11 protein-coding genes are annotated in these 16337 nt (G+C 48.7%); 9 read left to right on the top strand and 2 right to left on the bottom strand.

Annotated elements, in window-relative coordinates; genetic code table 11:
• The first annotated feature begins 111 nt into the window (after window positions 1–111).
• Both QL223_RS14890 and QL223_RS14885 read left to right on the top strand, forming a co-directional pair.
• Window positions 112–1125, top strand: coding sequence for a glycosyltransferase family 2 protein (locus QL223_RS14890; protein WP_002541658.1), 1014 nt, complete (start codon window positions 112–114; stop codon window positions 1123–1125).
• Window positions 1122–2552: a glycosyltransferase family 39 protein gene (locus tag QL223_RS14885; RefSeq protein WP_281545171.1), complete on the top strand. Its 1431-nt coding sequence runs from the start codon at window positions 1122–1124 to the stop codon at window positions 2550–2552. Before QL223_RS14890 ends, QL223_RS14885 begins: the two co-directional genes overlap by 4 nt.
• A 41-nt stretch (window positions 2553–2593) precedes the next feature.
• On the opposite strand, the gene QL223_RS14880 is transcribed toward QL223_RS14885, so the two are convergent.
• The gene (locus tag QL223_RS14880) at window positions 2594–3493 is read right to left on the bottom strand and encodes a DMT family transporter (protein ID WP_002541656.1); all 900 of its coding nucleotides are present in this window, start codon (window positions 3491–3493) and stop codon (window positions 2594–2596) included.
• A gap of 168 nt (window positions 3494–3661) precedes the next feature.
• Entirely contained in the window at window positions 3662–5128 is a 1467-nt protein-coding gene (ptsG, locus tag QL223_RS14875) for a glucose-specific PTS transporter subunit IIBC (protein ID WP_281545170.1), read from the bottom strand.
• Window positions 5129–5365: 237 nt separating this feature from the next.
• On the opposite strand from ptsG, the gene QL223_RS14870 reads away from it, so the two are divergent.
• The 7 genes from QL223_RS14870 (at window position 5366) to QL223_RS14840 (ending at window position 16282) form a co-directional block, all read left to right on the top strand.
• A complete protein-coding gene (locus tag QL223_RS14870; RefSeq protein WP_281545169.1) occupies window positions 5366–6073 on the top strand; it encodes a response regulator transcription factor in 708 nt (235 codons plus the stop codon).
• A complete protein-coding gene (locus QL223_RS14865) occupies window positions 6063–7577 on the top strand; it encodes an ATP-binding protein (protein ID WP_281545168.1) in 1515 nt (504 codons plus the stop codon). The genes QL223_RS14870 and QL223_RS14865 overlap by 11 nt, the downstream gene beginning before the upstream one ends.
• Window positions 7578–7579: 2 nt before the next feature.
• Window positions 7580–8830 (top strand): ABC transporter substrate-binding protein, encoded by a 1251-nt coding sequence (locus QL223_RS14860; RefSeq protein ID WP_281545167.1) that lies wholly within the window; start codon window positions 7580–7582, stop codon window positions 8828–8830.
• Between the two features lie 104 nt (window positions 8831–8934).
• Window positions 8935–9420 carry an acyl-CoA thioesterase gene (locus QL223_RS14855; RefSeq protein WP_002541650.1) on the top strand — a complete coding sequence of 162 codons (486 nt, stop codon included), beginning with the start codon at window positions 8935–8937 and terminating at the stop codon, window positions 9418–9420.
• Window positions 9421–9994: 574 nt separating this feature from the next.
• The gene (locus QL223_RS14850) at window positions 9995–11362 is read left to right on the top strand and encodes a calcium-binding protein (RefSeq protein ID WP_002541648.1); all 1368 of its coding nucleotides are present in this window, start codon (window positions 9995–9997) and stop codon (window positions 11360–11362) included.
• 64 nt (window positions 11363–11426) lie between these two features.
• The gene (locus tag QL223_RS14845) at window positions 11427–12644 is read left to right on the top strand and encodes a hypothetical protein (protein WP_281545166.1); all 1218 of its coding nucleotides are present in this window, start codon (window positions 11427–11429) and stop codon (window positions 12642–12644) included.
• Between the two features lie 335 nt (window positions 12645–12979).
• Window positions 12980–16282 (top strand): calcium-binding protein, encoded by a 3303-nt coding sequence (locus QL223_RS14840; RefSeq protein ID WP_281545165.1) that lies wholly within the window; start codon window positions 12980–12982, stop codon window positions 16280–16282.
• The last annotated feature ends 55 nt before the right edge of the window (window positions 16283–16337 follow it).

Raw genomic sequence — 16337 nt, 5'->3', positions numbered from 1 at the left:
TCGCTGATTTACACCGCCATTCTCACATAAAAAATGTAGAAAAAAAGTCGATAACGCTTTTTTCACTGCTCGCCGTTTACCTTGCTTTCAACATAGCAAGGAGTGACGACGATGACAGTAATTCACTACATTTCACCGGCTTCAGACAAACGGATAGCACCACTCATTTCAGTCGTGATCCCGTTTTACAACGAAGAATCGGTGATTCAGGCATGCCATGACCGCGTGGTAGCCGCCCTCGACAATCTGAGAGCTCACTGCGAAATCATTTATATCGATGACGGAAGCAGTGATGACAGCGCGAAAATGGTGTCGGAACTGTCATCTGAATTGCACGACATAAGCCTGATCCGCCTTAGCCGCAATTTTGGTAAAGAAGCTGCTATGTCTGCTGGCATCAAAGCCACACGGGGTGAAGCCGTTGTGCTGCTGGATGCTGATTTACAAGACCCACCGGAACTCATCTCTGACATGGTCGAACAATGGCAACAAGGCTATGACGTTGTCGATATGCAGCGCCGTGAAAGGTTGGGAGAAAGCGCATTTAAGCGTTACACCGCGGCCATATTCTATAAGGTGCTGAACCGCCTTTGTGACGTGCCAATCCCCGAAAACGTCGGTGATTTCAGACTACTGGATCGCCGTGTCGTCGACACCATCAACGATCTGCCAGAGCGTACCCGCTTTATGAAAGGACTTTTTGCCTGGCCAGGTTTCCGTCGCACTGTGTTGCAGTTTGACCGCGACCCTCGTCTTGCAGGCCAAACCAAATGGAATACTTCCAAGCTGGTTAATCTCGCCGTGGAAGGCATTACCTCTTTCAGCACCAAACCTCTGCGCCTTGCGACTTTTGCAGGCGTTGCCACTGCTTTGGGCGCTGCTGCCATGGCGGGAGTGGTTCTCTTGAAAACCCTTATCTGGGGCGACCCTGTGGCAGGGTATCCAAGCATGATCTTAGTCGTGCTCATTCTTGGCAGCATTCAACTGCTCTCCATTGGCCTGATGGGTGAATACATCGGCCGGTTGTTTATCGAATCCAAACAGCGCCCCCTGTATTTGGTTGATACCCATTTCACCGCACCCGCGACACATTCATCAAAAGCTGTTACTGAGAAAACACAATGAAAACCCTCTTCAACAAACTTTCGTCTTTAAGCCTTTGGCAATTGGCGATCGCCATGATCGCTGTATCTTTGATTGTCCGTTTCGCTTCCCTTGCTATGTACCCTCTGATGGACACCACAGAAGCAAGATATGGTGAAATGGCGCGCATCATGTTCGAAACCCAAAACTGGGTGACCCCGATGTTCGACTATGACGTGCCTTTTTGGGGTAAGCCGCCACTATTCACATGGCTTAGTGCAGGCGGCATTGCCCTTTTTGGCAACAACGAATTTGCAGTGAGACTCCCTCATCTCATAGTCGGTATGGGGATCATTGGGTTGGTTTACCTTTTCGCCATAAAAGCAGGAAAATCACGCTCTGAAGCTGCGCTGGCGGCCGCTGTTTTGGCGAGCTGTGCAATATTCATCGTCATTTCTGGCGCTGTAATGACAGACACGGCCTTAACATTAGGTATTACCACCTCCATGACCAGTTATTGGCTAGCGCTGGAACGTCAATCCAAAACTGCCGGTTATCTGTTCTTCGTTGGTTTGGCCATTGGCTTACTGGCAAAAGGTCCACTGACGCTGGTATTGGTTGGTATCAGTCTGGGGCTTTGGATATGTATTGGCGGTCGGTGGCTGCAACCATTTCGAATGCTACCTTGGAGAAGCGGACTCCCGCTGATGTTAGCCATTGCGCTGCCTTGGTACCTGATTGCCGAATGGCAAACGCCGGGCTTTTTGAATTACTTCCTGATTGGCGAGCATTTTATGCGGTTCGTGGTTTCCGGTTGGGAAGGCGATCTCTACGGCACTGCCCACAACGAAGCTCGTGGCACTATCTGGCTGTTCGCCATTCTTGCAGCGCTTCCCTGGACACCCGTTTTCTTCTACCAGCTTTTCCGTCGCTTTCGCGCCGGCTCAGAAAGTATCTCTAACAACTATATCCAGTTCCTGTGGTGCTGGATGCTCGCCCCATTGCTACTGTTCACTTTCGCGGGGAACATACTTTCAAGTTATGTCATGCCAGGCATTCCTGCCTTTGCGCTTCTGATTGCTGCCTATCAGAGCGAAAAACCGCTGACGTCAAAGGTCTATCTAACAGGCTTTATCACGCCAGCACTTATCATGGGAGCAGCCACGGCACTATCACTCGGCGTAACCGGAAAAACTGGCGAGAATTCGCTGATGTCGCTTTGGCAAAAGCAGCCAGAAGCGCAATTTTCAGACCTATATTACGTCGGGCACAGACCTTTTTCTGCTCAGTATTATTCGGATGGAAAAGCGCGCAAGGCACAGGGAGAGCTCGCCGTTACCATTGAAGGGTTAAACCAACCGGCCTTTATTGTTCACTCCACCAAAGAAGTGAATGTCTTCGATAACTGCGAAAAGCGAGGAAACAGTGAAAAGCGGGTGTTGATTTACTGCACGCCGGATAATGGTTAAGGAAAAGGCGACATTAAGTCGCCTTTGTTTACTTATATTGGTTACAAGCTGCCGCTTTTTGTGTTCCTACGGATAAGGTTACGAAGCGGCTGCGCCCCACGATAAATCAGCAAGGATGCCAAAATCAGCGAACAGCCCGCAATCTTGTGGGCAGGCATGGCTTCGTGATACCACACCACACTCAGAATCACGGTCCAAACGGGTTCCAGAATCATAATGATTGCCGCATTTGCTGCACTCGCGCCTTTCTGCCCCAAGGTTTGCATTAGATAACGTAGGCTGGTCGCGACAAGCACGCTGAGCCCAAACCACACCCAGATATTTGATGGCACATGTTCTGGCCAGGTTTCCGTGAGCAGTGACGCAATCGTTGCCACCACACCTGTCACAAACAGTTGCACGCAGGTCAGTACTAACGCAGGAATACGCTGGGCGTAACGGCTGTTGGCATTGAAATGAATCGCCAGACAGATAGCTGCCAGCAGGAACCAGATTTGGCTTGCAGATAACTGCCAACCCACACCACCAAGTGACAGCAGTGCCAGACCACACACTGCGATAGGCATCGACACCCAGAAGATGCGCGGCGGTGCTTGCTTAAACAGCAACCAAGCAATCGGTGGTACAAACAGCATGGAAAGGCTCATGATGAATGCACCCTCACCGATTGAGGTGCTAACGGACATGGCATAAATCCATGAGAGCAGAGCACAAGAGAGGATGCTTCCAACCCCACCCGCACGGATAAGATCAGCCTTTTCTGAGCGTTTGAATGCCTTTAGGCAGAAAGGAACTAAAAACAGGGATGCAGCAATAAAGCGAAGGCCAACAAAACCAAATGGGGGCAGTCCTTGAATCGCCTCTTTAGAGAAAATCCAGCCCCAGGCCGCCAACACGGTAGCAAACAACAAAATCAAAGAAGCGCGTCTTTCAGACAACATTCCACACCAAAAATGAAAAGAACAAAGCGGCGAGCATTATCCCACTCCGTTTCGGTGGTGAACATTGAAATTGCGAGAAATAACAAAAAAAGCGGTGCCGAAGCACCGCAAGAGTCAGAAGGAGCTCGCCAGCCCCTATATGAGCGACACTCTACCCTCCTGGGGGAATTAGGAAGAACCGAGCACCGCAGTCATATCCGTTTTTATGTTGTCAGATTGAGTTCCAAAGATAGCCTGCAAATTGTCACCAACCACCACCACATCGACAGCACCCAGCGCTTTAATCGAGTCGATATTGGCTTGCTTGATGTCCTTCAGGTTCACACGCAGTCGGGTGATACAGGCATCCACATTTTGGATATTGCTCTTGCCGCCCATAGCAAACACCAAGTTGTGAGCCAGTTCTTCTCCAACAACATTGGATGTCGCAGCTTCTGCTTCGGTTTCCCCTTCGCGACCCGGCGTTTTCAAATCGAACGCTGTAATCGCGAAACGGAACAGGAAGTAGTAAAGCGCCGCCCAAAGAGGACCAATGATGGCGTAAAGCGCAGCATTCTCTGACAGCCCCCAGTAGAGGAAGAACTGCAGCGCGCCGTGGGCAAAATCGGTGCTGTGGAGGATTTCAAAGTAGTTCGTGATAGCAAAGCCAATGCCTGTCAGTACACAGTGCACAAAGTACAGAACCGGTGCGACAAACAGGAAGGTGAATTCGACAGGTTCAGTAATACCTGTTAACCAAGAGGTGAACGCGGCGGATGCCATCAAACCACCCACCATGACTTTTTTCTCTGGTGCAGCGCAGTGATACATCGCCAATGCAGCCGCTGGCAAAGCCCACATGGTGTACATAAAGCCGCCCCCAAGACCAGTTGCTGTTTTGTCACCTGCAAAGAAGCGTTGCAGCTCACCGCGCACCACATCGCCGTTTTCGTTCACGAAGCTACCTACTTCAAAGAACCACACCGCATTCCACACATGGTGCAATCCCAGTGGGATCAGCGCGCGCTCTACAAAGCCATAGATACCGAATGCCGCTGGCTGACCAAGCCCACTGACTGCATCAATACCACCGTAAATACCGGCACTCACCAGCGGCCAGACAAAGGCACAGGCAATACCGAGGAACAGCGACACAAAGGCAGTAATGATCGGCACAAAACGCTTACCGGCAAAAAAGGCGAGATAGTCTGGCAGCTTGATAGTGTGGAATCGGTTAAAGAAGTAAGCCGCAAACGAACCAATCAGGAGCGAACCGAATATCCCGGTGTTCAGGCTGTTTATTCCTATCATCTGGGTCAAATACCCCTGATGCTCCTCTATGCCACGAAGTACAACGGTTTGTCCCATGGCGGCGTTAAACACAATCCAGCCTGCCACAGCAGCCAATGCGGCGGTACCATCATTGTTTTTCGCCAAACCAATCGCGACACCAATGACAAATAGCAGCGTGATGTTGCCGAAAATCATATCCGCGGATTGCATCATGATTGACCAGAACGCATCTGGGAAGAACAGTTGTTGCGTTAAACCAAAGTTACCGACACCGAGCATCAAACCCGCCGCTGGTAACACAGCGACAGGCAGCATCAGCGAACGCCCGACTTTTTGTGCTTGTCCAAAGAATGAGCTGAACATAACAGATCCCTCTTAAATGAAGTGTGTGTTTCCCGGCCTCAATGTGTCGGGATGCTTTCATCTTATTTCGCTGAGATCCGCCTTAGGTATCATTTGGAAATCGGTTTGTATCAACACGGTTACATAGTTGAATTGCCCTAGAAAAAGCTGTGAAATCGTTCGCATAATCGCCGCCCATCCCCCGTCCAAATTTTCCCCAATGCCATGATTGTCCTGAGGAAAACAAGGAGATGAATCATGGCATTTCAGAAAAGGATTTTGATTGTCGATGACAGCGAGGAACTGAGAGATGCGCTCAGTGCTTACCTGACCAAATCAGGCTTCGACGTTGTGACCGCCGTCGATGGTGAGCAGATGCACAAGGTGCTGGATCAGGGAGAGCCGAGCCTGATTATCCTCGACGTGATGCTACCGGGAGACGATGGCTTCACGCTCTGTAGCCAAATCCGTAAAACCTCCAACGTCCCTATCATCATGCTTACTGCCGTGACCGATGAAATCGACCGTGTCACCGGATTAGAGCTGGGCGCGGATGATTACATCACCAAAACCTTCAGCCCACGTGAATTGTTGGCGCGTATTAAAGCACTGCTGCGTCGTTCTCAGTTCAATCAGGGTTTAGAAGGCGCGCGTTATATTTGTTTTCTCGATTGGAAGCTCGATACTCTTGCAAGGGTTCTAGTGACGCCGAGCGGTGATGAAACCACCCTGTCAGGCGCTGATTTCTCTTTGCTTAGTCTTTTCCTTCGCCACCCTAACAAACCCCTTAGCCGCAACATTATTTCTGAAACCATTCGCGGCCGTGAAGCCATGCCACTCGAACGCGGTATAGATATTCAGGTCAGTCGTCTTCGCGCCAAACTGGAAGATCAGGACCATTCGCTGATCCGCACCCTTCGCAATGAAGGTTATATGCTGAGTGCGGATGTGATTCATGAAGCCTGAGCCTCAACCAAAAGAAGACGATAAGTACGAAACGAAAGGTAAGCTGCTCAATCGAATCTGGCCGTTGGGTCTCGCCAGCCGTTTTATTCTGATGCTTTCTCTGGTCATTCTGACATCGCAGGCACTGACCAGCGCGGTCTGGTATCGATACAGCTATATGCAGGAAAAAGAAGGCTTGGAAAACGCGCTGGAAAGCATTGCCTCCAATGCGGCATTCACTGTCTCTTATTATCGCAAACTGCCTAAATCGAGCCGCCATTTGGTGCTAGAGCAAAATCGCAGTATGGGCGGAACCCGTTTTTTTATCTCGCTCAACAGCAAGAGAATTGACGCTAGGGGATTAGCGGCATCGGAGAGAAAGCAGGAGCTGGAACAAACCGTCAGCGAAGTGCTGAAAAGAACGCTTGGCCAGCAAATCCCCATCGACATTAACTTCAGCAAACGCGACGATTTGCGGGTTTACGATGCCGAAGTGCCACTTGACGATATTCCACGCGCCTTTGCCCGCTACACTATCGAAAAAGTGAAAGACGACCCACCCGTGCTGGTGATGCAGTTCAAGCTCCCCAATGAGCAAAGCGCGCCCGATGCACCGGAGCAATGGTTGTATCTGGCCACGAACCTTCCTGCACCTTATGTCTCGCTGGAATCACGCTTTCTCGATGCTCGCCAGCTTAATTTCATCCTGCTGACCTCGGTGTTTGTTTTACTTTGTACCTGGCTGATCGTGCGCCGGGAGATCAAGCCAATTAAGAATCTAGCCCGCGCAGCCAAATTGATGGGAAGCAAGATGGATGCGCCCATTATTAAAGAAGAAGGCAGCGGCGAACTCATTGCCGCCGTCCATGCATTCAACACCATGAACCGTCGCATCCGCGCTTATATACGTGACCGGGACTTGCTGTTCGGCGCGATATCCCATGATCTCAAAACCCCTATTGCTTGCCTGAAACTTCGCACGGAAATGCTGGATGATGAAGAAACCAAAATCCGTTTTGAACGTTCACTCAACGAGCTCGAGTTTATGGTGCAAGGTGCCCTGCACTACATCAAAGACACAGATATCCGCGAACAGGTCGAATGGGTCAATATCAACGCTGTCCTTGAGGAAATAAGCGCCTTCTATGGCTCTGGAGAAAGTCAGGTCAGCGTTTTGGGCTCTGCTTCCCAATCGTTTCTGTGTAAACCCGTTGCCATAAAACGAATGCTGCACAACCTGATAGAAAACGGCGTGAAATATGGAGGACACGTGGATGTCAGCGTGCTGGATACTCCCCGTAATCTGGTGATTAAAATCCGCGACCAAGGCCCCGGTATTCCGGATGAGCTTCGCGAGCGCGTGTTCGAGCCCTACTTCCGCATCCATCAGGAAAAGGAAGAAGGCACAGGGCTTGGGTTGAGTATCGTGCGCAATATTGTTCGTGGTCATGCCGGCAAGTTGGTTTTGCAAAATCACGCAGATGGTGGCCTCGTTGTCACTCTGTCGCTACCAAGAGAGGAATAACAATGAAAAGAACCCTTCTCGCCACCGCTTTGCTGGCAGCCAGTTTCCCCTCAATGGGTAATGCCGTCGAGTTACTTCACTGGTGGACGTCGAACGGCGAACGTGAGGCATTGGCAGAGCTGGAATCTGCGCTCGAACAACAAGGTATTGCCTTAAAAAGTTCGCCCGTTCATGGCGGTGGTGGCGATACTGCGATGACCGTTTTACAAGCCAGAGCCATTGCCGGAAACCCGCCGGAAATGGCGCTGATTGAAGGACCGGGTATTCAGTCGTGGGCAACATTAGGGTTTGTTTCTGATTTACACTCTGTCGCCACCGAGCAAAAGTGGGATGAAAGACTCCCTGATATTGCCACCAGCATCAACACCTACAAAAATCACTTTGTTGCCGCCCCAGTCAACATTCACCGCGTTAACTGGCTATGGGTAAACAAGGCTGTTTTTGACGAAAATAAGCTCACTCCACCAACGGATTGGGATGAGTTTTTCAGCGTAGCTGACGCGCTGAAAGCACAGGGAATCCCCGCCCTTTCTATTGGCAATGAGCCTTGGCAACTGGCGATTCTGTTTGAAGTGCTCGCACTGGGTCTTTATGGCAGCGATTACTATCGTGAACTCCTGATTGAGTTTGATGATGCCTTGGTAACAAATCAAAAAACCGTTGAGCTATTTAAGACATTCCGTCGCCTCAAGCCTTATATGACTGACCCATCAATACCCGTTTCATGGGACGCCGCGACGTTAAATATGGCAGAGGGGAAAGCCGCCATGCAGCTTCAGGGAGACTGGGTGAAGGGCGAGCTCAGTTATATGAAACTCACCCCTAATCAAGATTATGACTGCCTGCCCGCACCGGGAACCGCCAATACCTTTATCTACAATGTCGATAGTTTTGTGTTATTCCGGCTGAGAACAGAAGCGTCTGAAAACATGGCGAATCAACTGGCAAACACCTTGGTTTCCTCTGATTTTCAGTCCCGCTTTAACCAGAAGAAAGGCTCAATTCCCATTCTCAAAGATGTCGACATGACGCCATTTGATCTCTGCGCCAAAGCATCCAAACAGGCATTTGTTCAAGCCGAAGCAAACAACACCCTACTCCCCAGCATGTCCGATTCCATGGCTGTCGCCCCCCAACTTCAGGAAGCCATGCTTGAGCTGATTAACCACTATTTCAACGACGATACCTTTACCGAAGAAGAAGCTATCAGCCAGTTAATGAAAATTGCTGCCAGCGTGCACTTCAATGGCTAACGTTAATCGCTAACCATAAGAAATTTCGATAAAGCTCTACAGCCTTTACTGCGTTTGTTATAAATAGAATATACCCAAGAGATCTCATGCAGTAAGGACAAAGAATGAGTGCAGGACAAAGGGAAATGACATTACGTTTTCTGGCAGAGCCCGGAGACGTTAACTTTGGCGGAAAGGTACACGGTGGTGCCGTGATGAAATGGATTGACCTTGCAGCCTACGCAAATGCAGCAGCATGGAGTGGTAAATATTGCATAACGGCATACGCTGGCGGTATTCGCTTCGTGCAACCGATTCACGTTGGCAACCTTGTCGAAGTCAGTGCCAAAGTCATCTATACGGGCACATCTTCCATGCATATTGCAATTGATGTGCAGGCCAGTGATCCGAAAGAGATGAAGAATCGTCTAACTACCCATTGTATCGTCATCATGGTGGCCGTGGACGAAAACGGTAAGCCTACACCTATTCCGAAATGGGTGCCGGAAACTGACGAAGACAAAGAGCTTGAACAATCTGCCATTCGCCTGATGAACATGCGTAAACAAATCGGCGAAGAGATGGAAGCGCATGTGAAACTTCTTAAGTAGCGAGAGAGTAATGCCCAAAATTGTTCAATTATATTGTTGAAGTCAAGAGCATTGAAATATTCTGAAGTAAGAGGCTTCCCAGCCTCTTATTTTCTATATATCAAACAGATAAACCCCAAACCGAAAGAATAATCAATAGAATTACATATATATTCAAACGCTCCATATCAACAACTAATTCGAATGAGTCACACGAAATACCCAGAAAAATGGTAAAAATTCCCATTTTTTTTCTCTTCCAACAGCATTTCATTCTAATTCCATACTTTCTTATTTTCTCATGTCGAATATTTTTAGAATCTTCTTAGTGACAGCATCAAAACTGTAAACAACCAAGCAATTCATCCCTATGATTTTTAAAGAGTTACTTATTTTATTTAGCGAAAACTAAAAAATATCGCGTTTTTCCCACCACACTCCCCCTTTAAGCAGTCCGGCAATTAATTCGACAGAAACTATCTCATTTCTGAGACCTTTCAGTATAGAAACTCATCCGCTGATACGTCAGATTCCGCTGGCAAGAAAGCGCTTACATCGCGATCGATTTTTCTCAATCAGACAAACGGAGCATCAAATGGCCAACATCATTAATGGAACAGAAAATGATGACCACATCATCGGCACAAATGGCGTCGATTTTATCTATGGCAACGGCGGAAATGACTACATCGAAGGGTGGGACGGCACAGACTTTATCTATGGCGGTGATGGTGATGACACTGTTATCGGCGGTAAAGGCACAGATGAAGTGCATGGTGACGCGGGGAACGACTGGGTACGTGGTGGTCTGTCGAATGACAACCTTTACGGTGATTCGGGCGATGACCGGGTTGAGGGCTTTGATGGTGACGATAACCTGTATGGCGGAACCGGCGCTGACGATCTTTATGGCGGTGAAGGCCAAGATAACCTTTATGGTGGTGATGGCGACGACAAAGCACGAGGCAACGAAGGAGATGACTTTGTTAGCGGCGGCTTGGGTAACGATGTCCTCTTCGGTAATGAAGGCAACGACGAGATAAATGGCGATGAAGGCAACGACGTACTGTGGGGCAATGAAGGCGAAGACTTTATCCGCGGTGGCGAAGGCCAGGATTCACTCTGGGGTGGTAGCGAAAACGACCAGCTTTATGGTGGCGCCGACAACGATCAGCTGAGAGGCGAAGACGGCGCTGACAAATTGGGTGGTGGCTTAGGCGATGACAAGCTTTACGGCGGCAGCGGTGGTGATGAACTTTACGGTGATGTCGGTAACGATGAACTTTATGGCGGCGGTGGCAACGACTACCTGGTCGGTGGCGACGGCGACGACATCATGCACGGCGAAGGCAATGATGACCGCATGCTAGGTGGTGCAGGAAACGACACCATGTACGGCGGCAATATGTTGGATTACATGCATGGCGGTACGGGCAATGACACCCTGTATGGCGGCAACAACAATGATGAACTCCGCGGTTCCGATGGCCATGACACTCTGTATGGTGAAGCCGGTGAAGACTACCTGAATGGTGGTAAAGGCAATGACTACCTGGACGGTGGTTATCATGCTGACATTCTCGAAGGTCACATGGGTAACGACATCCTTAAAGGCGGTGCCAACAGTGACAAACTGTATGGTGGCGGCGAAGATGACTGTCTGTACGGCGAGAATGGTGATGACCTGCTCGTTGGTGGCAACGGCGATGACTATTTGGTGGGTGGTTTCGGCGCAGATACCTTCTTTTTCGAATATCGTGATCATAACGACACCATCGCTGATTTCAGCAAAGGCCAAGGCGACAAAATACAAATCGACAGCTCTCTGCTGACGAAATTCAACCAAATTAGTATTACCCAAGTTGGTGCCGATACCGTGCTTGATCTGGGCAACCACACAACAGTGACGTTGGAAGACTTCAACGCCAACAAAGTGACCAGCGATATGTTTGATTTCGTTTAATTCACTATTTGAATGCTGGGGTTCAACACTTCCCCAGCATTCTTAATGGTTCATGGAGGAACCAATGAAAAGCCTTATAAAGTCTGTCTTAGCACTGTTACTGATTTTGAATGCAAACCCTGCCCTTGCAGAGCCTAAAGAACGTATTACAGGCTTCGTGCTGCGTGGCGATGTAGATGGCTCAGTCAACAACTTTACCTCTGATCGAAATGGCTACGACGACCCTTATCAACTCGTTTCTGTTGAAACAAGTGATGGGCAAATAGAGCAAAAGCCTATCGGCGAATATATTGATGGACTCGTCGTTCAGGTTGAATGGCGTCACCTTCAGAAAGAAGAAGCGGGGCCAATCACCGAGAATAATGTCATTGATCAGGCGATTGCACGCGTCAATGAGTGGAACAATGACCCTGAAACAACTAACACCCTAGGCATTAAATTACGCGTCTTTTCAGGTGTTTTTTCTCCTAAATGGCTCACTTACCATTGGCACAAAGGGAAATACAAGCTGAAAAATTGTGAGAAAGGGCAGAACGCTACAGCAGAAGAAATGTGCGGCGTAAGAGCCTATTTCAAAAATAACAAACAAGGCATCATCCCCTCCCATTGGAAGCCATCTTTCAGAACACACTGGAGAGACCTGCAAGAGAAACTTGCCGATAGATACGACAGTGTTCCAGTGATCAGAGAGCTCGCTGTTTCTGGCTGCATGACACACCATGCTGAAACAATGTGGCGCAACAAAGGCGATTACAACCGACCAGACGGAAAACACAACGTGCAGGCCTTGCTAAATGGAGGTATGACCCTGGAAAGCGACAAATCATGCCTTCGCTGGCAAATAAAAGTTGCTGCGAAGAAATGGGACAACACCCCAATCGCCATGGCGTACAACATGTGGAATGACTACGAGGTTGTTAATGACGAATTGATTTGGACAACAAAGCCGCAGTTCACAAAAGAGTTAATGGATAAATGTATTGAAGAGGCAGACACAAACTGCATCCTCGGCAACAACTCGTTGGGATTGAATGATATTGGAGATGAGAACAACACTGATGATGTCACCTATTACCTGAAAGAATTTGGTGACGCCGGGCATCATATTTATGTGCAAACCGAAACGACAATAGACCATCAATGGGTTGCACTCAATCATGCTGCCGACGTACTCAATGCACAGATGGGAGAACTTCCCAAAATTAAAGCGATGAACAAAGAGAGTCCAACTTTTCTAACGGGCAGTAACATGCAAAATGCCCGAAATAATTTAAAGTTCTAACCAAAACTTTTTGCCGGGCTATCCGGCAATTTTTTTGGATATAGGGTCTTTTCGCGGGGGTCTATTACCCCCTTTTCTTTTCCCGGTTCCAAACCCATTCAATGCTCACTATTCCTGTTGAACATCCATTCTCTATGCTCCTTTTTGCACTAATTTGTGAACAGGCACCATTCAATGCTCATCTGTCCAAATACTAATACAGACTTGTTAACGCGCTTTGTTTTGTAATCAGTTTTGATGGCCAAAAACAATTATCAGCCCCGATTCAAAAATTTCTCATTCCGTCTTGAACGTTAAATATTATCGCCGACGGAAAGCATTCCATGGAGATAGGTATGTCTATTCAAGAACTCAGTCTTTCTAACGAAGGAACGTATTCACTCACGCTCAGTTCAGCCCCCCTTGAACTTACAGATTTCGTTTATACAACCACTACCTATAACGAGATTACCGGTACAGAAAACGACGACGTCCTCTACGGTGTCGAAGGTAACAACCGTATTTACGGGCTCGGTGGAAAAGACACCCTTTATGGTCACGAGAGCACCGACGAGCTATATGGTGGCAGTCTTGACGATAAGCTCTATGGCTATGGCGGAAATGACTTCCTCTATGGCGATGGTGGCAAAGATACCTTATATGGTGGCCTGGGAGAGGATGAGTTATATGGCGGCATAGGTGACGACAAGCTTTATGGTGAGGAAGGCAACGACAAATTATACGGTGGCACCCTAAACGATACTCTCCATGGGGGCGAAGGTAATGATGAGCTTTTCGGCGAGCAAGACAACGACAAATTATACGGTGGTGCCGACCAGGATAAGCTCTATGGTGGCGATGGCAGAGACACTCTCTATGGTGATGAAGGTGATGACTCTCTGAGTGGAGATGCCGGTAACGATAGGCTTTATGGCGGTGACGGAAACGACATCCTGAATGGAGGTGCAGATCATGACACACTCTATGGGGGGCAAGGTAACGATTTACTTCATGGTAATCAGGGCTGGGATTCCCTCTACGGAGAGGCTGGAGACGACATTCTGATAGACGAAGATGGAGGCTCTCTCTCAGGTGGTGATGGGAACGATACTCTGACTGTTTATGGGAATGATAGATCTACGCTGGATGGAGATAACGATAATGACACCCTCAATGGCGGTGGCGGTAACGATACACTCAGTGGCGGCGGTGATCATGATGTCCTGAATGGCGGTGACGGCGACGATACCTTGTATGGCGGCGAATCGTTTAGGGCCGATTGGCGCCCCGCCAACGACGATGGTGATGACACTCTGAACGGCGGAACAGGTAACGATACCCTATACGGTGACTATCGAACCGTCTCACATAGTAGTGTCACCGGCAATGATACGCTTAATGGTGGAGATGGCGACGATATTCTTTATGGTGACTACGAGATTAATGGTATCAACAGCATTGGGGGCAACGATACACTTTCTGGTGGTGTAGGGAACGACTACCTAAATGGTGGTGACGGACAGGACCTTGCCATGGGTGGTACTGGCAACGATGTTATTTTTGAGTCTGAACTGGCGATTGGTGGCAGCGGAAATGACAGAGTTCATGGAGATTCAAGCTCATCCGATACTCTTATAGGGGGTGCGGGTGATGACTGGGTGGAAGGCTATGGAAATGATGTTGCAAGGGGTGGCAGTGGCAATGACGTATTAACGAGCCTTGGCAACAAAGACACGCTATTGGGGGGCGAGGGAAATGATGTCCTCCACGTTGTCGGCAGTCTAGGAAATGGAGCTGTCCTGTTCGCTGGGTCAGGGGATGATATCCTGTCCGGCAATGCCAATAATCAATGGTTTCATGGCGGTGCAGGCTCGGACACTTTCCATTTTGGCACTTCCTTGTATTTTGACCTCGCCAAAAGTGCAAATTCGATACCCTCCTATTTCACTGGGCATGACAAAATAGCCGACTTCGAAATTGGCATTGATACCATCGCCATCGATACAGCGATTGCCTCTGACTTTGATGATCTGGTTATCGAGCAAGTGGGCTCAAAAGCTGTGATTACTCTGTCTAATGGCTCCACCATTACCCTGAACAATACCAACGCTTCCTTGTTATCCGCCGACGATTTTTCGTTTACAAGCACATCGACCTTCAATGATTCCCTGAGTACTTGGGGAGCGCACATTGGAGAGTCTTGGCACTATGGCGGTAGCTTTCAATCAAACCAATGGGTTTTCGGTGATAAACGGCACGACGTCATCACCGCGACTCACTATGCGGATGGTGGAGCAGGAAATGACACGCTAATCAGTTACGGTAAAAAAGAGATTTTGGCGGGTGGTGAAGGTGCCGATACGTTCGATCTCCAGTTTGGGTCCAGTGGTATCACGACGATTAAGGACTTTGACGTTAACGAAGACCAATTGATATTTAAAGCGACTATCAGTTACTACGGTTTTGATTATTCAGATAGACCGAGTCTGACTTTCTCACCATCAAGCTTGGCACCTACCGCCTACGAAAATGGCACGGTCCTCAAAGCTGACCTAGGCTTTGAAATCTATCTAGAAGGCGTTGACCCAGACTCAATAGCATTAGATGACATCACACTTCTCCTACGCGCTGCATCAGACGGTATTGGGAATACACTTATCGGTGGCAACCGCGATGACTCTCTTGATGGCAACTCCGGCAGCGACACTCTCGAAGGCCGCGGCGGGAACGATACCCTAATTGGAGGCGGAGGTCATGACACACTCCTCGGCGGTGAAGGCGATGATGAGCTGTCTGGTGATGGTGGTAACGATAGCCTTGACGGTGGTCAAGGGAACGACAGACTCCATGCTGGAGAGGGAGAGAACCAACTCTCCGGAGGCGAAGGCGCTGACACCTTTGTGATTGGTCATTTCAGCACCGAGTTGGCTGGCTTTAACAGCTATGATTGGAACTCGTTCAATAACTACAGATATGAAGATACCATCACGGACTTTGAAGTGGCCGTTGATTCGCTGAATATTACCCACTTGCTGGATGACAACACAATCCGATTCCTAGCTAACGAAGACAATATATTCAGAGCAAGTGATTTGATTAAGCAAGTAGGCAATGATGTCGTAATTCAAGGCTCATCAACAGCCATCTCCACTCTTCAAAATGTTCAGCTTGATGACTTTTCAGATGAGCAGATTTCCTTCACTTTGATTGGCAGAAACTCCGCCAACCACATCGTCGGTGGCGCCAGTGATGACTCACTGTTTGGGCGTAAGGGCAACGATATATTGGAAGGAGGCGACGGAGATGACTGGCTGCAAGGCGACGAAGGTTACGATACCCTCACTGGCGGACAAGGTGCAGACACTTTTGTCTTAAGCGACGCTCGACAGACTTACAGCAGCAGCGTTGAAACAGATACCATCACTGATTTTGAAATTGGTATCGATAAGATCGCATTCAACAACATCCACTACGCCGAGATTAACTTTGATGATTTCATCATCACACAGCAAGGCGATGACACCTTGATTCAGATGATCCGTAAATTCGACTTCGGCGGAGAGACGGAATATGTTGATGACAACGTCAATGTGCTGCTGAAAAACATCAACGCGGAAGACATCAGCGCTGATGATTTTGATTTCTTCTATCTATCTTGATGTTCCACATCATCGTTCTGAAAACAGCGCCGATTGGCGCTGTTTTTCCACCTTA

It is taken from the genome of Grimontia sp. SpTr1 (assembly GCF_947387585.1).
GTDB classification, from domain to species: domain Bacteria; phylum Pseudomonadota; class Gammaproteobacteria; order Enterobacterales; family Vibrionaceae; genus Enterovibrio; species Enterovibrio indicus.
This window is presented reverse-complemented; position numbering and strand designations above follow the sequence as displayed.

What these genes read in the sequence shown, in the direction of transcription:
- QL223_RS14890 (WP_002541658.1), top strand. Translation starts at nt 112, where the DNA reads ATGACAGTAATTCACTACATTTCACCGGCTTCAGACAAACGGATAGCA.
- QL223_RS14885 (WP_281545171.1), top strand. Translation starts at nt 1,122, where the DNA reads ATGAAAACCCTCTTCAACAAACTTTCGTCTTTAAGCCTTTGGCAATTG.
- QL223_RS14880 (WP_002541656.1), bottom strand. Translation starts at nt 3,493, where the DNA reads ATGTTGTCTGAAAGACGCGCTTCTTTGATTTTGTTGTTTGCTACCGTG.
- ptsG (WP_281545170.1), bottom strand. Translation starts at nt 5,128, where the DNA reads ATGTTCAGCTCATTCTTTGGACAAGCACAAAAAGTCGGGCGTTCGCTG.
- QL223_RS14870 (WP_281545169.1), top strand. Translation starts at nt 5,366, where the DNA reads ATGGCATTTCAGAAAAGGATTTTGATTGTCGATGACAGCGAGGAACTG.
- QL223_RS14865 (WP_281545168.1), top strand. Translation starts at nt 6,063, where the DNA reads ATGAAGCCTGAGCCTCAACCAAAAGAAGACGATAAGTACGAAACGAAA.
- QL223_RS14860 (WP_281545167.1), top strand. Translation starts at nt 7,580, where the DNA reads ATGAAAAGAACCCTTCTCGCCACCGCTTTGCTGGCAGCCAGTTTCCCC.
- QL223_RS14855 (WP_002541650.1), top strand. Translation starts at nt 8,935, where the DNA reads ATGAGTGCAGGACAAAGGGAAATGACATTACGTTTTCTGGCAGAGCCC.
- QL223_RS14850 (WP_002541648.1), top strand. Translation starts at nt 9,995, where the DNA reads ATGGCCAACATCATTAATGGAACAGAAAATGATGACCACATCATCGGC.
- QL223_RS14845 (WP_281545166.1), top strand. Translation starts at nt 11,427, where the DNA reads ATGAAAAGCCTTATAAAGTCTGTCTTAGCACTGTTACTGATTTTGAAT.
- QL223_RS14840 (WP_281545165.1), top strand. Translation starts at nt 12,980, where the DNA reads ATGTCTATTCAAGAACTCAGTCTTTCTAACGAAGGAACGTATTCACTC.